Below are 18,655 nucleotides of genomic sequence, written 5' to 3' on the forward strand. Positions count from 1 at the left end.
TTTGAGAGAATTATGCCGAGGCGAGACTGCCGGTGCCGCCGGAGGCCTGGACGGAGCGCGACCCGGCGCCGATGGCGGCGGTAAGGCATTGATCGGGCCCCGCGCCATCCAGCCAGGCATCGAGGAAGCCGGCATTGAAGGCATCGCCCGCGCCGGTCGTGTCCACGACATCGACCTTGGGGCTCGGCCGGGCGGTGATGGTGCCATCCATGGCCAGAAGCGCGCCATCGGCGCCGCATTTGAGCGCGACGACGGGGAAATGGCGCGCCAGGATCGCCAAGGCCGCTTCCGGGTCGCTGGCGCCGGTCAGGGCATGGGCCTCTTCCATATTGGGCATGAAGATGTCCGTGCCGGCGGTGCGCTCGAAGAACATCGGATCGCGGATAAGCTCGTCGTCCCAGCTCGGATCGAGCGACACCGTGAGGCCATTGGCCTTGGCCGCGCTGATGGCGTCGCGCATTTCGTGGAGCGTGGCATATTCGGCGATATGCAGGTGCCCCGCCTCGGGCCAGGCCAAAGCGCGCTCGAAGCTGGCCGGTCGCGCATGCCCCGCCCGGCGGGACAGGAAGGCGCGATCATTGTCGTTGACCATGACCACGGTGAGCTGCGGGCCGGCGGTTTCGTGCCGATCGAGAAATTGCAGGTCGAGCCCCAGGGCCTCGATCTCGCCAGCCAGTGCGGCCGACAGGGAATCGGTGCCGAAGCGGGCGAGCAATGCCGAGGGACGGCCCCGCGCGGCCAGATGCGCCGCCGTGATCAAGGCGCCGCCGCCCGGCGTCATGGCAAATTCGCGCGCGAAGAGCTCACGACCCAATTGCGGCATGCCGTCGAGGCCCCGGAACACCAGGTCGCAATAGATGCGGCCAAGGCTGAGAACAGCCCTGGCCTTGGATGGTGACGACCTCATGCGCGACCCAGAGCCTTTTCGCTGGCGGCGTCGAACAGGTAGAGCGCGCCGGCTTCGGCCCGCACCGCGACCGTGCTGCCGATGGCCGGAACGACGCGGCCGGGTGCCGTGGCCGTCACCAGCGTCTTGCCGAGCATGAGATGGACCAGGGTTTCCGAACCCAGCGGCTCGACGGCCTCGACCAATCCGGAACCGCTGAGGCCGGCGCCATTGCCTTCGCCGACCACTAGATCGTGCGGGCGGATGCCGACAATGACGTTGCCCTCATGGGTGGGCAGGCTGAGGCCTGAGACCGTCACGCCCTCGATGGCCAGATTGCCACCGGTGAGATCGGCTTCCATCATGTTCATGGACGGGCTGCCGATGAAGCGGGCGGTGAACACGTCCACCGGGTTTTCGTAGAGATCGGTGGGCGTGCCGACCTGCAGGATATTGCCCTCGCGCATCACCACGATCTTGTCGGCCATGGTCATGGCCTCGACCTGGTCATGCGTCACATAGACGATGGTGGTGCCCAGCCGGCGATGCAGGCTCTTGATCTCCATGCGCATCTGGCTGCGCAATTGCGCATCGAGATTGGAGAGCGGCTCATCGAAGAGGAAGGCCACGGGGTCGCGCACCATGGCGCGGCCGATGGCGACACGCTGGCGCTGACCGCCGGAAAGCGCGGCCGGACGGCGATCCAGCAGCTTTTCGAGCCCGAGAATCTTGCCGGTCTCTTCGATGCGCTTCTGCTTTTCGGCCTTGGAGAGCTTGGACGTGTAAAGCCCGAAGCCGATATTCTGCCCCACGGTCATATGCGGATAGATGGCGTAGTTCTGGAACACCATGGCGATGTTGCGCTGCTTGGGCTCGCGCTGGTTGACCACCTCATCGCCGATCTTGAGCACGCCGCCGGAAATATCCTCGAGGCCCGCGATCATGCGCAGAGTGGTGGACTTGCCGCAGCCCGAGGGGCCGACGAAAACGACGAATTCGCCATCCTCGATGGTGAGGTCGATGCCGTGCACGGCGCGGGTATTGCCATAGGCCTTGACCAGGCCCTGGAGTTCGATCTTGGCCATCAGGCTTTCCCCTTCAATGCGTCGAAACGCTCTTTGAGCATGCGCGCGGCATCGGCCTGGCGGCGCAGCAGATTGTCGTGTCGGGCGGCGAGATCGGCCGCGTCTTTTCTGTAGCCGGCAATGGCCGCGCCCAGTGGTTCGGGCGCCGGGCCGCCATAGCGGGTGCGCACGGCCACGAAGTACTCGGGCGAGACGATTTCGGCGAAACTGGCCTGGTCCAGACCCGGCTTGCGGCCGGTGGCCTTTTCGAAGGCATCGGCGAAGGGCGCGTAGCCATCGCGGCCCAGATCGCCGCCCATGGCGACCACGACCTTGGCAACGGCGGCGGCGATTTCGTGGCCCTCGCGGAAGGACAGGCCTTCCCGGCGCACCAGGCTGTCGGCCAACTCGGTAATGGTGATGCATGAGCGGCTGATATTAGCCCGCACCCGCGCCGGATCGATACGGATCTGCGCCACCAGGGCCGCCAGCAGATCGAGCACGCGATAGGCGCTGTCAAAGGCCTGGTAGCCCATGGACTGGGTCTCGCCCTCGCTGTCGTTCATGTCGGTGAAGGGCGTATTGTGCATCACCGTGAGCATGGCCTGCGCCCGCCCATAAGTCTGGCTCGCCAGATGGCGAAGATGCTCGATCGGCACCGGATTGCGCTTCTGCGGCATGATCGAGGAAATCTGCACCAGCGCATTGGGCACATAAATCTGCCCGACCTCGAAGCTGGTCCAGACCTGGAAATCCTGGATCGGACGGCCGAGATGGAGGAACATCAGCTCGATGGCCGAATAGGTCGCGGTGATATAGTCGACCCCGGCAATGCAGGAATAGGAATTCTGCAGCGGCGCGGCAAAGCCGAGCAATTCGGCGACGCGGGCCCGGTCGGTGGGGAAACCGGTGGTGGTGATCGCCGCCGCGCCCATGGGGGAGAGATCGACGATCCTGTAGGCCTCGAACAGGCGCTCGATATCGCGGCCGACGAATTCGACGATGGCCGAGAGATAATGGCCGAACGTGGTGGGCTGCGCCGGCTGGCCATGAGTATAGGCGACGATCAACGTGTCCTTTTCCCGCTCAGCCGCTTCGATCAGCGCCGTATGCAGGGCCAGAGCCTTACCGATCAGCACATTGAGCCGCTCGCGCAGGCCCAGCTTGAACAGGGTATGGTCGATATCGTTGCGGGAGCGCGCCGTGTGCAGGCGTCCGCCCAGATCGGGGCCGACGCGCTTTTTCAGCTCCTTTTCGATGAGGAAGAAGAAGTCCTCCACCTCACCGGTATAGACGAGCTGTGCCGGATCGATCTCGGCATCGATGCTGTCGAGCGCCTTGGCGATATCGCGCGCCTGGGCTGCATCGAGAATGCCAGTCTCGGCCAGCATCACCAGATGCGCGCGATCGATGGCCCGGAAGCCTTCGACATGGTGGTCCTTGGCGCCATCGAACAATGGCGCCAGGACGGTTTGCTTATAGACGGGGTCGGGAAAGACCGACTTATCGGACAGACGTGGATCGGTCATGGATCAACCCTTGAGGCCGGCCAGCATGACGCCGCGCACGATGAAGCGCTGCAGGGCCAGGAAGACCAGAAGCGTGGGAATGGTGCCCAGCGCCGCGCCGGTCATGATCAATTCCCACTGGATGGAGGATTCAGCCGAGAAGCTCGAAATGCCCACAGGCAGCGTATAGAGCTCCTTGGAGGTGGTGACGATCAGCGGCCAGAAGAACGCGGTCCAATTGCCCAGGAAGGTGAAGATGGCCAAGGCCGAAATGGCCGGAACCACCATGGGCATAGCGATCTTCCACCAGATGGTGAACTCGTTGAGTCCATCCACCCGCGCCGCTTCCAGGAAGTCGTTGGGCACGCCTTCGAAGAACTGCTTCATGAGGAAAGTGCCGAAGGCCGTCATCAGGCCGGGGAACATGATGCCCCAATAGCTATCGATCCAGCCGAGCTGGCTCGACATCAGGTACCAGGGGATCACCAGCATTTCGGTGGGGATCATCAGGGTCGAGAGAATGGCGAGGAAGATGAAATAGCGCCCCCGGAACTCGAACTTGGCCAGCGTATAGCCGACGAGGCTGTCGAAGAAGACATTGGAGAGCGTGACGGTGAGCGCGATGAAGGTGGAATTGAAGAACCACTGCATGAAGCGGCCATCGCTCAGCACGCGGACGTAATTGTCCAGCGTCGGCGCCGCCGGGATGAGGCGCAGATCATAGACCTGGCCCGAGGTCTTGAGCGAGGTCGAGAACATGAAGAGCAGCGGGGTGATCATGATCAGCCCGCCGATGAACAGCAGGGTCCAGGCGATGATGCGGCCGGGGCGGATATCGCGACGATTGGCCGCCAATTCGGTGGATGCGGTCGTGGTGGCGGTCATTTCTTTTCCCTCAGCACATAGAGCTGGAGCAGCGAGACGATGAGCAGGATGGTGAACAGCACCACGGTCTGCGCGGCCGCGTAGCCCATCTGGTACGAGGAAAAGGCGGTCTGATAGATCATGAGCACCAGCGGCTTGGTCGAATTGAGCGGCCCGCCGGGATCATTGGTGGTCATGTTGTAGACCTGATCGAAAATGCGCAGGAAGCCGATCGAGGAGAACACGACCAGAAAGACCGTCGTGGGCTTGAGCAGCGGAATGGTGATCTTGCGCAGGATCGCCCCGTCACCGAGGCCGTCGATGCGCGCCGCTTCGTAGAACGTATTGGGGATGGCGCGCAGGCCGGCCATGAAGATGATGATCTGGAAGCCCAGGCCCGCCCAGATCGCCGGGATCAGGATCGAGATCAAAGCCTGATCGACCGAGCGCAGGAACGGCTGCTGGGCGATGCCGATGGAGGCGAGGAAACCGTTGATCACCCCGATAGGCACGGGCTGATAGAACCAGCGCCAGACCCAGCCCATGGCCGCCGCCGTGGTCAGGAAGGGCAGGAAATAAAGGGCGCGGATGAAGCCGTGCATGAAGCGGACGCGATCGAGGTAATAGGCGATCACGAAGGAGATCACGAGGCTCACCGGCGTGCCGATGATGAGATAGAGGAAGGTGTTCTGGAACACTTTCCAGAACATCGGATCGGCAAACATCTTCTCGTAGTTCGCAAAGCCGATGAACTGGGCCGGGCGCAGCAGGTCCCAATTGGTCAGGGACAGCCAGAAGGCCTGGAAGGTGGGATAAAAGCGGATACCCGTATAGAAGAGAATGGGGAGAGCCAGGAAGGCCCAGGCCCAGATCACACGCTTGGTGCTGATATTCAGGCGATCCCAGAAGCGAGACGGGCCTGCGGGGGAGGTTGCGTTTGCCGACGCCATGATCGCTCCTTGGGAAGCAGACGACCGGTGGCGGCACGACGCCGCCACCGACCGATTGTTTGACGTTAGGTTTACTGGCGGCCGGCGTCGATGATCGCCTGTTCGGCCTGAGCGGCCTGGGCCAGCGAGTCCTCGATGGACTGGCCTTCGAGCAGGACGCGATTGACCATGTCGATCGCGGTCTGGCGCTGGGCAGCTTCATCATAGAACTGGGTAGTATGCGCGTATTCGAGGCCCTTGAGGAACGGCCCGAGGATGGGGTCGGCCAGGTTGGTCTCGGTAAGAGCCACGTCGCGGCGGGCCGGCAGCTCGCCAACGGTTTCCAGCCAGATTTCCATCGCTTCCGGCGAGGAAATGTAGGCAAGGAACTTCTGGGCGGCTTCGAGCTCTTCACCTTCGGCGGTCGCGCCGATGGCATTGGCGAAATAGCTCGAATAGTTCGAGCGCAGGCCGTCGGCATTGGCCGGAAGCTCGACAACGCCCCATTCGAACGGGTTGTTGGCGAAGGCGCCGAGACGGAACGTGCCGTCGATGGTCATCGCCGCCATGCCGGCGCGGAATGCGGCCTGGCCCTCGTCCATGAAGCCGACCAGGCCGACATTATGCTCGGTCTGGAGATCCGTATAGAACTTCAGCGCAGCGGCACCGGCCTCGTCGTCATAGGCGACATTGCCGTCGGCGTCGTAGGGCGCGCCACCGAACTGACGCACCAGGTCTTCGCGCCACCAATGGTGGTCCTGGCCAGCCATGTCCAGCGTGATGCCGGCCGTGGTGATATTGCCACCGCCATCGCGCTTGGTGGTGGCTTCGGCGGCCGCCAGCAGCTCGTCGAGCGTATCGGGGGGCTCGACGCCGGCTTCCTCGAAGAGGGCCTTGTTGTAGAACAGCGCCAGCGACCGCACGGCGGTCGGCAGGCCGTAATAATCATCGCCACGCTTCATCGCCGACACGATCGGGAAGAAGTCGGCTTCGATTTCCTCATGCGGGAACACGGCCGGGTCCAGCGGCTTGATCAGGCCGCCGTTCACGAACTGGTCGGTCCAGCCGTAGAAGAGCTGCACCACGTCCGGGCCCTGGCCGGCAACCTTGGCCGCGACGACGCGGGTCTGGTAATCGGCATAGGGGAAGGTGGTGTGCTTGACGGTGATGTCGGGGTTGGCCGCCTCGAAATTCTCGATCAGCTTGTCCATCGCCTGGACGCGGCTGTCGAAGACATATTGCCAATATTCGATTTCCACCGCCTGGGCGGAGCCCAGCGCCAACAAGCTAACGCCGGCTGCGAGCCCGGCCATCTTTGCCTTGGTGAACATTAATCCCTCCGTTTGAGCCATCGCCTTTTTGCGACGGCAATCTCTGGTGCGAGACAGGCGCACGACCGCCAATCCGTCCTCAGCGTGAGATATGCGACACCGGCTTGTCAATAAAATAATCTACTTGAGTTATTCTGTTTCGCGGCTAGTCTGGTTTCTCCACGTCGTATAAGCGTGAGGTTGGAGGGCCGGACAGTGAACAGTCGCAGCAAGCGAACCCTACGCCAGCGCGTCGCCATCGGCTCCAACCCCGAGCGCAACCGCGCCCACAACAGGCGTGTGGTGCTCGAAGTCATCCGCATGCACGAGCATCTGGGCCGCACTGAAATTGCCCGGCGCGCCCAGCTGACACCCCAGGCCGTGGCCAATATCGTCGAGGAATTGCTGGAAGAAGGCCTGCTCATCGAGCTGGGCCGGCTCCGCTCCGGCCGCGGCCAGCCGCCCATCCAGTTCGCTGTCAATCCCAATGGACCGCTGACCGCCGGCATCGAGGTCGCGGCAGACCATATGGTGACCGTGCTGCTGGACCTGTCCGGGGGCGTTCGCGGCCAGTCCATCGTCGCCCTCGCAGACCCGGGACCCGATGCGGTGCCAGAGCTGGCGGCCAGCCAGGTGCGCCAATTGCAGACCACGCTTGGCGCCGATAGCAGCAAGCTCCTGGGCATCGGCGTGGTCATGCCCGGCCCCTTCGAGATCGAAGGCATGAGCTCGGTAGGTCCGGCCACCCTGCCCGGCTGGACCGGCGTGGACCCCGCCCCGCTTTTCGCCAAGGCGACAGGCCAGCACGTGGTTGTGGAAAACGACGCCACTGCCGCCGTGGTCGGCGAACGGCTCTACGGCGCCGGCCGGCAATTGGGCAATTTCTGCTATCTCTATTTCGGCGTCGGGCTGGGCCTGGGCGTCATCCAGGACGGAAGACCGGTGCGCGGCGCCTTCGGCAATGCCGGCGAAATCGGCCATATCGGGCTGACGCCGCGCAAGGGCAAGGGCATTTACGGACCCGCCGGCGCGCTGGAACGCTTCGTTTCCGTCTTCGCCCTGCGCGAGCGGCTGGCCATGGCCGGCATTTATGCCGCGACGGTCGAAGACATCCAGAAACTGCACGACGAGAACAACCAGACCCTCAAGGACTGGATCGCCCTGGCCGCCGATCACCTGGCCCCGACCGTCGCCATGCTTGAAAACATCTTCGATCCGGAAACGGTGATCTTTGGCGGCGGCCTGCCCGATTCGGTGCTGAATGCGGTGATCGCCGCGCTCGATCCCCTGCCGGTCTCCGTCGCCACGCGCCTGCAACGCTCGCTGCCCCGGGTGCTGCGCGGACAGACCGGGCAATTGACCGCCGCCCTGGGCGCGGCCGCCCTGCCGCTGCTCGACACCGTCTCGCCCCATCTCAGCGTTGCCGATCCGGCCAACTGACCTTCCTATTCCCGATCCGGAGATGTGCTGATGCTTTCCAGCCGCGACCGACTCCGCCGCCAGGCCGCCACACCCCACCTCGTCGCCTTTCGCCACGCCCTGGGCCGGCTGGGCTCGCCGCTCACCGTGATGAATACCGGCGCGCATCCTGATGACGAGCAGAACGGCATGCTGGCCACCCTGCGCCACCAGCACGGCATGCGCATCGTGATCGCCTGCTCGACGCGCGGCGAAGGCGGCCAGAACATTCTCGGCCCCGAACGCGGCGGCGCGCTGGGCGTTTTGCGGTCGCGCGAGATGGAAGAGGCCGCCCGCGCCATCGATGCCGATATCGCCTGGCTCGGCCACGGGCCGGACGATCCGGTGCATGATTTCGGCTTTTCCAAATCCGGCCCGGACACGCTGGCACGCTGGGGCGAAGAGCGGACGCTCGAACGGCTGGTCCGCGCCTATCGGCAATTCCGCCCCGATATCGTCATCCCCACCTTTCTCGACGTACCCGGGCAACACGGCCACCATCGCGCCATGACCCAGGCGGCCGAAGCCGCCCTGGCCCTGGCCGCCGACCCAACCGCCTTTCCCGAACACGCCGCCGAGGGATTGCGCCCCTGGAAAGTCGCCAAATATTACCTGCCGGCCTGGTCGGGTGGCGGCAATGGCTATTATGACGACGAGGTGCCGCCGCCCCCGGCCACCACCTATATCCGGGCGCTAGGCGCCGACCCGGCCACTGGCCTACCCTATGACCGGCTCGGCGAGGTTTCCCGTGCCGGCCATGCCAGCCAGGACATGGGCCATTGGCTACACCCCGCCGAGCAATCCTGGGCGCTGCACCTGGTGGGCGGCAAGCCCGAAAACGCCATCGGCCAGGGCCTGCCGAACTGCCTCGCTGACCTGGTGGATCTCGACGAATTGGCCGAGGCCGACGAGGCCATGGCAGCCGCGCTGGCCGCCTTTCCGGACGCTGGCAAAGTTCTGGACAATCTGGCCGGCGCACGCCGCGCCATCCGGGCGGCCCAGGATCGGATGAGCGATGCGGCTCTCGCTCTGCATGACCATCGCCTCACCCGCAAGCTGGCCGAGATCGACACCGCCATGGCCTCCGCGGCCAATATCCGCATCATGGCGAGCCTCTCATCCGCCGATATCGTCCCCGGTGCCGCGCTCGAGCTGATCGTGGAGGCGGACCCGGGCCTGGCCGAAACCATCACCGTCGAGCCGATGACAAACGACCTGCTCGAACCGATCGAGCCGCATCGAATGCCCGATTCGCAGCTCGTCCTGCCGATCCGGGTCCGCGCCGACGCGCCTGTCACCAATAGCTTCGCGCCGGATTGGCAGAGCCTGGGCGGCAATGGCGCGCTCTCGGTGATGGTACGTGCCGAATTAGGCGGCGAGCACGTCGCCTTCATGGTGGATACAGAGGAGCCGCTGCAAGTGGCGCCGCCGCACGCGCTGCGCCTCTCACCGGAAGCCATCATCCTGCCGCTTCCGGCCCAGGGCCGGCATGTGGTCGCGACCAAGCCCGGGATCGATGCGGCCCGGCTCACCCTCGGCACGCCCGCCGGCCTGGCACTGGAACGGCAAGGCACCGAAATCGTGCTGGCCGCCGGGCCGGACCTGCAGGCCGGCCGCCATAGCCTGCCGGTTGCGGTCGATGGCCGTCCGGCCCATGTGGTGACCCCCATCGCCTATCCGCATATCGGCCGCACGCGCTTTGTCCGCCCACTGACCCTGGACGTGCTGGCGCTCGATCTCAACCTGCCCGAAGCACGCATCGGCTATATCGGCGGCGGCAGCGACCGGGTCGGCCACTGGCTGGAGCGCATGGGTGCCCGCCCGACCATCCTCGATGCGGAAGCGCTCGGCGGCAGCCTGGCCGATCTGGATACGATCGTCGTCGGCATCTTCGCCTATGGCAACCGCCCCGACCTTGCCGCCGCCAATGCGCGACTGCGCGACTGGGTCGAGGCCGGTGGCCACCTCGTGACCCTTTATCATCGCCCCAGCGATAGGTGGGATCCGGACCGCACGCCGGCACGGCGCCTGGTCATCGGCTCGCCCTCGCTGCGCTGGCGGGTTACCGATCCGACGGCGGCGGTGACGCTGCTGGAACCCGACCATAAGTTGCTGACGGGACCGAACCGCATCACGGCAGAAGATTTTGCCGGCTGGGACAAGGAGCGTGGTCTCTATTTCGCGTCGGAATGGGATGAGGTCTACAGACCTCTGCTCGCCATGAACGATGCAGGTGAGGAGCCGCTGACCGGGTCGCTACTCTCCGCCGAGATCGGAAAAGGCCGCCATACCCATACCAGCCTTGTCCTGCACCATCAGCTCGACCGTCTGGTGCCCGGCGCCTTCCGCATCATGGCCAACCTGCTGCAGCCAGCCTGATATGCCCAAAGCCGCCGCGCCCAATATCGGCATGGCCTGGCTGCTATGCGACATGAGCCTGGTCACGATCATGACCGTCCTGGTCAAGCTCGGCGGCGCCGACTATCCGGCCGTGCAGATGGTGTTCATCCGCTCCCTCGTCGGCCTGGTGAGCGTGCTGCCCATGGCCTGGCGGCATCGGTATGCCCTGCGGCAGACCCGGCAATGGGGGCGCCATGCCTTCCGCGTCTTCTGCAATACGGCAGCGCTCAATGCCAATTTCGCCGCGCTGACCGCCCTGCCCCTGGCACTGGCCAACGCCATCGGCTTCATGCGGCCGCTGGTCGTGCTGGCCCTGGCGACATTCATGCTGGGCGAGCGTTCCGGGCCCTGGCGCTGGGTCGGCGCGGCCATAGGCTTTGCCGGCGTCCTGATCATGGTGGCGCCGGGCGAAATGGCCTGGAGCGCCGGCATCCTGGCGGCCCTGGCCGCCGTCCTCTTCGGATCGCTGGCCACGGTGCAGACGCGCGCCCTCAAGGATGAGAACACCACCATATTGATGGTGTTCTATACAATCGGCATCACGCTTTTCACCGCCATCCCCGCCGCCATCGCCTGGCAACCGGTTGCGCCGCATTCCTGGCCCCTGCTGCTCGGCATCGGCGTGATCGCCCAGATCGCGCAATATTGCTATCTGCGCGCCTATCAGTCCTCACCCGCCAATGTGCTGGCGCCGCTGGGCTATCTGTCCATCGTCATGGCCAGCCTGGCCGGCTATCTCGCCTTCGGCGAAGTACCGGCCTGGACCACGCTGGTTGGCATCGCCGTCATCCTTTTCGCCCTCGCCCTGACCGCACGGCTGGATCGGAGGCGGCCGCAGCGGATCGCGCCGGCGGATGATCCAGCTTCGTAGGCCGTTTCAAGTTCCGCGGAAGCACCAATAGACCTCACCCTGAGGACTATTGTTCGCCCAAAACTCCAAACGACGTTTCATAACAAGAAGAGGCCCCCGATCCCGGAGAGGATCGGAGGCCTTTGCCGCTATCGATGCGCGGCCTAAACGGCCCGCGACGGGAGGTTGCCGCGGACCGGAAGCCTGGCTCAGCGCTTGGCTGGCTGGATCAGATTGGCCATGATCCGGAAAGCGCCCGGGGTCAGCTTGTCCAGCTGGTGGTGCAGGACGAGGCTGGTATGGGTATGGCGGCCTTCGCCGATCTCGGCGGAAAGCAGTGACCCAGTCAGCGGCTCTTCACCCGCATCGCTCATGGCGAGCAGGGGCTTATAGACCTCATCCCATTCGGAGGCGAAGTAGAGACCGCGTTCCTTGTCCCAATTGGCCCAGTCTTCTTCGGTGATGACATTGGGATAATTGAGCAGCGGATGATCGGCCTCGAGCACCGTTACCGGCGCATTGGCATCGGTCACGCGGTAACGGATCGATGGCGTGCCGATCTTGAGATAGGCCAAAGGCACCGTGTCGGTGTTCCAGCCATCCGAAGGCCGGTGATAAAGCGTCACCAGGTGACCGCCATTCTTCACCCATTCATGCACGCCCGGCAGCGCCGCGACCAGATCGGGACGACGTCCGAAGGAGAAGATGCCCACGACCAGGGTATCGAGATCGCGATAGGCACCCGCTTCCATGTCCGAGGGGCTCAGTTCGGTCAGGGCTACGCCCAGCCGCTTGAGCCAGGTGGCGACATTGTCGTTGCCGCCCCCGATATAGCCGATCTTCCCTTCCGGGATCAGCGCGCCGACGGATTGCACCGGAACGGCCACTTCGGTCGGCACGACTGAACGCCCGATATGGGGATAGGAGAACACATTGATGGCATAGGCCTGCTTGTCGAGCAGCTTGGGCGCGATGGTGATGCGCTCGGTGCCGAGTTCCGCCGGCGGCGCCAGCTCGAACGTGCCGGCTTCCGCGCCGGTTTCCCCCATCGCCGTCATCGACCAGCCTTCGGGCAGGTTGAAATCGAGATCGGCAGTGGTCGCGCCGGACACCACGGCGGTCATCTCCACCGGAACGATCTCCGTTTCGGTATTGAACACCACGGCATCGGGCTTGAGCTCGAGCGAGGCTTCCGGCAGGACGCGCAGCGCGTCTTCGAGGTCGATGTCCAGCACCGCCTTGTAGCCATTGATGTCGGCGGTGAGCTGCACATAGGCATCGCCATTGCCCCCGAGCGGATCGAACTGCTCGTTGAGCGGATTGGTGAGCTCGGCATCAGCGGCGATGCTGACCTTGACGCCGTCTTCGGTGGACTCGCTGCTGATCCCCTCGCGGGCCACGACCGCAACGGCTTCGACGGTGATATTGTCCGGCGCATCGACGATGGTCTTGACCACGATGTCCTGGCCCGGGCGCAGATCGCCGCCATCGGTGAAGGCCCGGATATGCATGCCAGCGGCAGTCGCCAGCGCCAGGTCGACTTCCTTGATCTTGCGATCGAGGCGATGTCCGGCCTGCAATTCCAGTTCCTCGGGCAGGTTGGTGCGGGCTTCGGCAATCGCCTTGCCGATTTCGACCAGTTTCCCGGTCACCGCGACCGGGTCGCCGTAGTCGGAAATGGCTTCCTCGATGAGACCATGCGCATTGCGCAGGGCATCCGCTGCCGAAGCCGGCATGCCGTCGAGCTCGGCGATATGACCGACCGTGGCGATCAAGCCGTCGCGAATATCCTCTTCCTGCCGGCCGGCTTCGCCATTGGCGGCCCAGCTCAGGTTCAGCGGCCATTCGGTCTGCGGATCGGGGCGCCAGGAGCCCATGCCCTGGGTCAGGTGGCAGGAACGGGACCATTCGCCCATCTGCGGGAAGGTCGCGCCGGAGATCGGGTCGCGTTCCGGCGCACGCACCACCAGCGTCTGCGGCGGCGGCGGGGTTTCGTCGTCATAGACGCCGCCACCACCACCCCATGCGGGCTGGTAAATCTTCGGCACGCTCCAAGGCTTGAGCCCGGCGGCGATCTGGTTGGGGAATTCGTCCGGATTGCCGGAAATCTCGGCAGTCACGAAGGTCGCGACATTGGCGGCGCGGTGATGGCCATGCTGCCCGCCCACATCGAGGAAGCAGTTCATGATCACGTCCGGGCGGTAATAGCGGAACGCCCAGGTCATGCGCTCGATGACGCGGTCGCGGCCCCAGCGGTCGATCGTCTGGTTCGGATCCTTGGAGAAACCGAAATCGTGCACGCTGTCGTGATGCCCCTGGCCGCCAAAGGCCAGCGAGGCATCGAGCGCGCGAGAGGCTTCGGTCATTTCGCGGGTGCGCAGCACACCGAGCACCGAGCCGCGTTCGGGGCCGATGGCGTTCTGGCCGCCCTCGCCGCGAGTGATGCAATAGAGCACGGGATGAATGCCATAGACATGGCGCAAGGCCGCCAGCATGCCGCTGGGCTCGTCGTCCGGATGGGCACCGGTGGTCATGAGCGTGACGGTTGACGTCAGGCGCTCGAGCTGGCGGTAGAGCTTGACGATGGCGGGCTCACCCTTCTGAGCCGCAATCAAATCCAGATTGGAGGCCGGAGCCGCCCAGGCGGGAATCTGGGTCGCCGCCAAGAGGGGCGGCACCGAAGCGATAAAAGTTCGCCGAGTCAAACGTGTCATTGGTCTTTCCTCTCCACGACCGCCCGCAGCCTGACCCTCCAAGGCCATTTGCGACGATCATGTGACGGACTATGCGGACCCCATTAACTTAACTCAAGTGTGTTAATCAGATTCTTTCGTATGAGGCGCTAGAGGCTCGGAGCGGAGGGGTTTTGCTCGGGCAGAACGTCTTTAGGTCAAGGCTTTGCGATATTACTGTTTTGTAATGTCGTTCCCCGTCCGCCGCTGTTAGGTTCCGCACGAACCTGTCATCCACGTTTCGAAACCGTTCCAGAGGTTTGGCTTGATCCGGCAATTCCTGGCCTCGCTCGTCATTCTCCTTGCCGCCGGCATTGCCTGGCTGTTTCTCGTGCCCGGTGCGCCCGACACCTTGGCCCGGGTGGGGATCGTGCTGCCCTTCGGCCCTTCGACGCAGACCGAAGCCGGCACCGGCTCGGGCGGTCCCCGCATGGGCGGTTTTGCCGGCCGCGTGACCAATGTGGTGACGGCGGCGGTGGCCAGCGCCACCATCAACGATACGCTCAACGCCATCGGCGAGGGCACGCCCGCCCGCTCCGTCACCGTGATGGCGGCCAGCGCCGGCACTCTGGCGGAAGTGCTGGTGCGGCCGGGTCAGATGGTGGAGGCGGGCGACGTCATTGCCCGCTTCGATTCGGCGGCGGAGCAGATCGAATATGACAGGGCCGCGCTCGCCGCCGAAGACGCGGCAGCCACCCTGGCGCGCACCACGGGCCTGGCCAATTCCAACGTGGTCGCCGGCACCGCCCTCGCTGCGGCCGAACTGGCCCATGCCAATGCCCAACTAGCGCTGCGCAATGCCGAACTGGCGCTGGGGCGCCGGACCATTACCAGCCCCATTGCCGGCTCGGTCGGCCTTATCCGCGTCACGCCCGGCAATTATGTCGCTGCCCAGACCGCCATCACCACGATCGACGATACGTCCTCCATTCTCATCGATTTCTGGGTGCCGGAACGCTACGCCGCACAAATCCGCCCCGGCATGCCGGTCAGTGTCAGCGCCGTCTCCCTGCCCGGCCGCGATTTCACCGGCGACATCTCGGCCATCGACAATCGCATCGACCCTGCCAGCCGCACCTTGCAGGTACAGGCCGAAATTCCCAATCCGGACAATGCCCTGCGTTCGGGCATGAGCTTTTCCGTCGCGCTGGGCTTTCCGGGCGAAAACTATCCGACGGTCAATCCGCTGGCGGTCCTGTGGTCCGCCGAGGGTTCCTATGTCTGGAAATACCAGGATGGCGCTGCCACCCGGGTCATGGCCGAGATCGTGCAACGCAACAGCGACGGCGTCCTGGTCCGCGCCGATCTCGCCCCCGGCGATGTCATCATCACCGAGGGCATCCTGCAATTGAGCGAAGGCATGCCGGTCAATGTCCTCGAAGGCCCGGGCGCCGACGACGCACGGCAGGCCGCCCGAACCCCGTCCGCCAACAGATAGGGAGACGCCGCCATGTCCATCGCCGGCAAGAATGAACGCGGTGGCGCCCTGGCCACGCTCTTCGTGCGGCGGCCGGTCATGGCCGTGGTCATCAATGCGCTGATCATGGTAGCGGGCCTTGCCGCCCTGCTCGCCATCGAAGTGCGCGAACTGCCCAGCGTCGAGCGGCCGGTCCTGTCCATCTCCACCAGCTTTCCCGGCGCTGCTTCCGAAACCGTGGACCGCGAAATCACCGCGATCGTGGAGGGGGCCGTGGCCCGCATCCAGGGCGTCGCCGCCATCTCCTCCTCATCCTCGGTGGGCAGCAGCCGCGTAACGCTGGAATTCTCCGAAAGCACCAATCTCGACATCGCCACCTCCGATGTCCGCGACGCGCTGAGCCGGGTGACCCGGAGCCTGCCCGACGACGCCGAGGAGCCGATGATCTTCAAGGCCGACAGCGACGCGCAGGCGGTGATGCAGCTCGCGGTCACCTCGGATACGCTGAGCGTGGCCGAACTCAGCGACGTGGTCGAAAATATCGTGGCCGAGCGCCTGAGCGCCATCGACGGCGTGGCCGAGGTGCAGGTCTACGGCACCCGCCAGACCAGTTTCGAGATCGATGTCGATCCGGTCAAGCTCGCGAGCCGCGGCCTGACGGTCGCCGATCTGCGCAATGCCCTGGCCACCATCGCCTTCGACGCGCCGGCCGGTTCCATCAATGGCCCCAACCAGAACATCTCGGTACGCGCCATTTCCGAAATCACCCGGCCGGAGGATTTCGAGAATCTCATCATCCGCGACCGGACCCGGCTGGGAGACGTGGCAAGCGTGGTCTTCGACGCGGCCGCCAGCACCTCGGCCATCCGCGCCGATGGCCGGCCCGGCATCGGCCTCGGCATTGTCCGCCAGGCCCAGTCCAATACCATCGCCATCTCGGAAGCCGTTCACGCCGCTGTGGACACGCTCAACCAGACATTGCCCGCCGGCGTCCGCGTGCAAATTTCCAGCGACGATGCCGTCTTTATCCAGGGCGCGCTGCACGAGGTGGAGATCGCGCTGATCGTCGCGCTGGTCGCCGTCATCGTCATCATCTACCTGTTCCTGCTGGACTGGCGCGCGGTCATCGTCCCGGCCATCTCCATGCCCATCGCGCTTCTGGGCGCGGTGGCCGGCATGTATCTCGCCGGCTTCTCGCTCAACATCATCACGCTGTTGGCGCTGGTGCTGGCCACGGGCCTGGTGGTGGACGACGCCATCGTGGTGCTCGAAAATATCGTGCGCCGCAAGCATATGGGCGCCGGCCCCAGGGCGGCCGCCGTGCTGGGCACGCAGGAAGTGTTCTTCGCCGTCGTCGCCACCACGCTCACCCTCGCTGCCGTCTTCGTTCCTCTTTCCTTCCTCGAGGGCCAGACCGGGCAGCTCTTCCGCGAATTCGGCTTCACCCTGGCCATCGCCGTGCTGCTCTCCTCCGTCGTCGCGCTCTCCATGGGGCCGATGGTGGCATCGCGCCTGCTCCGGGACGATGGCGGCAAGGGCGGCCATGGCGGCATATTCGGAGCCATCGGCAGGAGCGTGGGCGGCGTCTATCGCACCACGCTGCGCCTCGCCCTGCACAATCCGGTCGTGGTGCTGCTCGTGGCGGCGCTTTTCGCCGGCTCGGCCTTCTTCGTCTACGGCAATATCCGCCAGGAAATGACGCCGCCCGAAGATCGCTCGGTGATCAGCGTGGGCGTCTTCGCGCCCAATACGGTCAGCCTGGATTTCGTCCGCACCCGCCTGGGCCAAGTCGAAGCCATGCTCCAGCCCTATATCGAAAGCGGCGAAGCCACCTCGCTTTTCGTGCTTTCGGGCTGGGGTACGGGCGGCAACATGACCCTCACTTTGGCGCCTTGGGAAGAGCGAAGCCGCAGCCAACAGGACATCGCCGCCGAGATCAGCACCCTGATGACCCAGGTGCCCGGCGTCCGCGCCTCGGTACGACAAGGCAATAGCCTGGGCATTCGCGGTGGCGGATCGGGCCTGCAATTCGCGGTGGCCGGCTCCGATTATGCGCTGCTCGCCGAAACCGCCGAGAACATCGCCGACCAATTGGAAGCGGATGGCCGCTTCGGCCGCGTCAATGTCAATTTCGACACGACCCAGCCACAGCTGACCCTGACTGTGGACCGCGCCCGCTCCGACGCCCTGGGCATCGACATCAACGGCCTCGCCACGACCATGCAGGCGATGATCGACGGCAGCCAGGTGGGCAATATCTTCATCAACGACACCTCCTATTCGGTGCGCCTGGTCTCGACCACCCATCCGGTCAACGATCCGCGCGACCTCGAAACCCTCTTCGTGCGCACCGGCGATGGCCGCTACGTGCCCATGTCCACCATCGCCACCATCACCGAATCCGCCGTACCGCCCTCCTTGCGCCGCGAGGCCCAGCGCCGCGCCGTGACCGTTACCGCAAGCCTCGAGGAGGGTCTGGCCCTGGGTGACGCCTATGCCGAATTGCAACGGATCGCCGCGCCGCTCCTGCCCGAAGGCACGTCCATCCTGCCGCTGGCGGAAGCGAAAACGCTGGGCGAAGCCAATAACGCGCTCTTCGTCACGTTCGGCTTCGCCCTGGTCATCATCCTGCTGGTGCTGGCCGCCCAGTTCGAAAGCTTCTGGAGCGCCATCATCGTCATGACCACGGTGCCCTTCGGGCTGGCAGCAGGGCTCTACGCCATCCTGGTCACCGGCGGTTCTCTCAATATTTTCAGCCAGATCGGGCTGGTTCTGGTGGTCGGCATCATGGCTAAGAACGGCATTCTCATCGTCGAATTCGCCAACCAGCTCCGCGAAAGGGGCCTGCCGGTGCGGCGGGCCATCGAGGACGCCTCCAATATCCGGCTGCGCCCGGTCATGATGACCATGCTGGCGACGATCATCGGCGGCGTGCCCCTGGTCCTGGCCTCGGGCGCCGGCGCCGAAGCCCGCGCCGCCCTGGGCTGGGTCATTGTCGGCGGCCTCTCCTTCGCCGCCATATCGACCCTCTATCTCACCCCCGTCGCCTATCTGCTGCTTGCCCGCTTCTCCAAACCCAAGGCGGAAGAAGAGGTGCGGCTGGAAAAGGAACTGGACGACGCCCTGAACGAGCCGTCGCAAGTGTGAAGGGGGGCGCTGCCAGCCTAACCCGGCGACATTGCCACAACATTGCCTGACCTGCGCCTATAGATGCTGGCAGCCATGCAGTTGTCAGGC

The 18,655-nt window shown here is 64.9% G+C and carries 12 protein-coding genes; 5 read left to right on the plus strand and 7 right to left on the minus strand.

The genetic code is table 11. The features are described 5' to 3' along the window. Nucleotides 1-10: 10 nt before the first annotated feature. From A3840_RS10790 to A3840_RS10815, 6 genes are all read right to left on the minus strand, one after another. The gene (locus A3840_RS10790; RefSeq protein ID WP_067456123.1) at nt 11-907 is read right to left on the minus strand and encodes a carbohydrate kinase family protein; all 897 of its coding nucleotides are present in this window, start codon (nt 905-907) and stop codon (nt 11-13) included. Beyond that, complete coding sequence (locus A3840_RS10795) at nt 904-1,971, minus strand: ABC transporter ATP-binding protein (RefSeq protein ID WP_067456126.1); 1,068 nt, start codon at nt 1,969-1,971, stop codon at nt 904-906. Before A3840_RS10795 ends, A3840_RS10790 begins: the two co-directional genes overlap by 4 nt. Then, nucleotides 1,971-3,479: an argininosuccinate lyase gene (gene argH / locus A3840_RS10800; protein ID WP_067456129.1), complete on the minus strand. Its 1,509-nt coding sequence runs from the start codon at nt 3,477-3,479 to the stop codon at nt 1,971-1,973. The genes A3840_RS10795 and argH overlap by 1 nt, the downstream gene beginning before the upstream one ends. 3 nt (nt 3,480-3,482) lie before the next feature. Further along, nucleotides 3,483-4,343, minus strand: coding sequence for a carbohydrate ABC transporter permease (locus tag A3840_RS10805; RefSeq protein ID WP_067456132.1), 861 nt, complete (start codon nt 4,341-4,343; stop codon nt 3,483-3,485). Next, a complete protein-coding gene (locus A3840_RS10810) occupies nt 4,340-5,272 on the minus strand; it encodes a carbohydrate ABC transporter permease (protein WP_067456135.1) in 933 nt (310 codons plus the stop codon). Before A3840_RS10810 ends, A3840_RS10805 begins: the two co-directional genes overlap by 4 nt. A gap of 71 nt (nt 5,273-5,343) precedes the next feature. Beyond that, nucleotides 5,344-6,582: a sugar ABC transporter substrate-binding protein gene (locus A3840_RS10815; RefSeq protein WP_067456138.1), complete on the minus strand. Its 1,239-nt coding sequence runs from the start codon at nt 6,580-6,582 to the stop codon at nt 5,344-5,346. Nucleotides 6,583-6,777: 195 nt separating this feature from the next. On the opposite strand from A3840_RS10815, the gene A3840_RS10820 reads away from it, so the two are divergent. Genes A3840_RS10820 through A3840_RS10830 form a run of 3 tightly spaced genes read left to right on the plus strand, consistent with a single transcriptional unit; the run spans nt 6,778 to nt 11,290 of the window. Then, a complete protein-coding gene (locus A3840_RS10820; protein ID WP_067456386.1) occupies nt 6,778-8,001 on the plus strand; it encodes an ROK family protein in 1,224 nt (407 codons plus the stop codon). Between the two features lie 30 nt (nt 8,002-8,031). Continuing rightward, nucleotides 8,032-10,398 carry a PIG-L family deacetylase gene (locus A3840_RS10825; RefSeq protein WP_067456141.1) on the plus strand — a complete coding sequence of 789 codons (2,367 nt, stop codon included), beginning with the start codon at nt 8,032-8,034 and terminating at the stop codon, nt 10,396-10,398. 1 nt (nt 10,399) lies between these two features. Beyond that, nucleotides 10,400-11,290 (plus strand): DMT family transporter, encoded by an 891-nt coding sequence (locus A3840_RS10830; protein WP_067456143.1) that lies wholly within the window; start codon nt 10,400-10,402, stop codon nt 11,288-11,290. Nucleotides 11,291-11,478: 188 nt separating this feature from the next. On the opposite strand, the gene A3840_RS10835 is transcribed toward A3840_RS10830, so the two are convergent. Beyond that, complete coding sequence (locus A3840_RS10835) at nt 11,479-13,983, minus strand: PIG-L family deacetylase (RefSeq protein WP_067456146.1); 2,505 nt, start codon at nt 13,981-13,983, stop codon at nt 11,479-11,481. Between the two features lie 283 nt (nt 13,984-14,266). Here A3840_RS10835 and A3840_RS10840 point away from each other — a divergent pair, with 283 nt between their 5' ends. Both A3840_RS10840 and A3840_RS10845 read left to right on the plus strand, forming a co-directional pair. Next, the gene (locus A3840_RS10840) at nt 14,267-15,439 is read left to right on the plus strand and encodes an efflux RND transporter periplasmic adaptor subunit (RefSeq protein ID WP_067456150.1); all 1,173 of its coding nucleotides are present in this window, start codon (nt 14,267-14,269) and stop codon (nt 15,437-15,439) included. Nucleotides 15,440-15,451: 12 nt separating this feature from the next. After that, on the plus strand, nt 15,452-18,565 hold the full coding sequence (locus tag A3840_RS10845; protein ID WP_067456153.1) for an efflux RND transporter permease subunit: 3,114 nt from the start codon (nt 15,452-15,454) through the stop codon (nt 18,563-18,565). The last annotated feature ends 90 nt before the right edge of the window (nt 18,566-18,655 follow it).

The sequence above is a fragment of the Devosia elaeis genome, from assembly GCF_001650025.1.
Taxonomy (GTDB): Bacteria; Pseudomonadota; Alphaproteobacteria; order Rhizobiales; family Devosiaceae; genus Devosia; species Devosia elaeis.

What these genes read in the sequence shown, in the direction of transcription:
- A3840_RS10790 (WP_067456123.1), bottom strand. Translation starts at nt 907, where the DNA reads ATGAGGTCGTCACCATCCAAGGCCAGGGCTGTTCTCAGCCTTGGCCGC.
- A3840_RS10795 (WP_067456126.1), bottom strand. Translation starts at nt 1,971, where the DNA reads ATGGCCAAGATCGAACTCCAGGGCCTGGTCAAGGCCTATGGCAATACC.
- argH (WP_067456129.1), bottom strand. Translation starts at nt 3,479, where the DNA reads ATGACCGATCCACGTCTGTCCGATAAGTCGGTCTTTCCCGACCCCGTC.
- A3840_RS10805 (WP_067456132.1), bottom strand. Translation starts at nt 4,343, where the DNA reads ATGACCGCCACCACGACCGCATCCACCGAATTGGCGGCCAATCGTCGC.
- A3840_RS10810 (WP_067456135.1), bottom strand. Translation starts at nt 5,272, where the DNA reads ATGGCGTCGGCAAACGCAACCTCCCCCGCAGGCCCGTCTCGCTTCTGG.
- A3840_RS10815 (WP_067456138.1), bottom strand. Translation starts at nt 6,582, where the DNA reads ATGTTCACCAAGGCAAAGATGGCCGGGCTCGCAGCCGGCGTTAGCTTG.
- A3840_RS10825 (WP_067456141.1), top strand. Translation starts at nt 8,032, where the DNA reads ATGCTTTCCAGCCGCGACCGACTCCGCCGCCAGGCCGCCACACCCCAC.
- A3840_RS10830 (WP_067456143.1), top strand. Translation starts at nt 10,400, where the DNA reads ATGCCCAAAGCCGCCGCGCCCAATATCGGCATGGCCTGGCTGCTATGC.
- A3840_RS10835 (WP_067456146.1), bottom strand. Translation starts at nt 13,983, where the DNA reads ATGACACGTTTGACTCGGCGAACTTTTATCGCTTCGGTGCCGCCCCTC.
- A3840_RS10845 (WP_067456153.1), top strand. Translation starts at nt 15,452, where the DNA reads ATGTCCATCGCCGGCAAGAATGAACGCGGTGGCGCCCTGGCCACGCTC.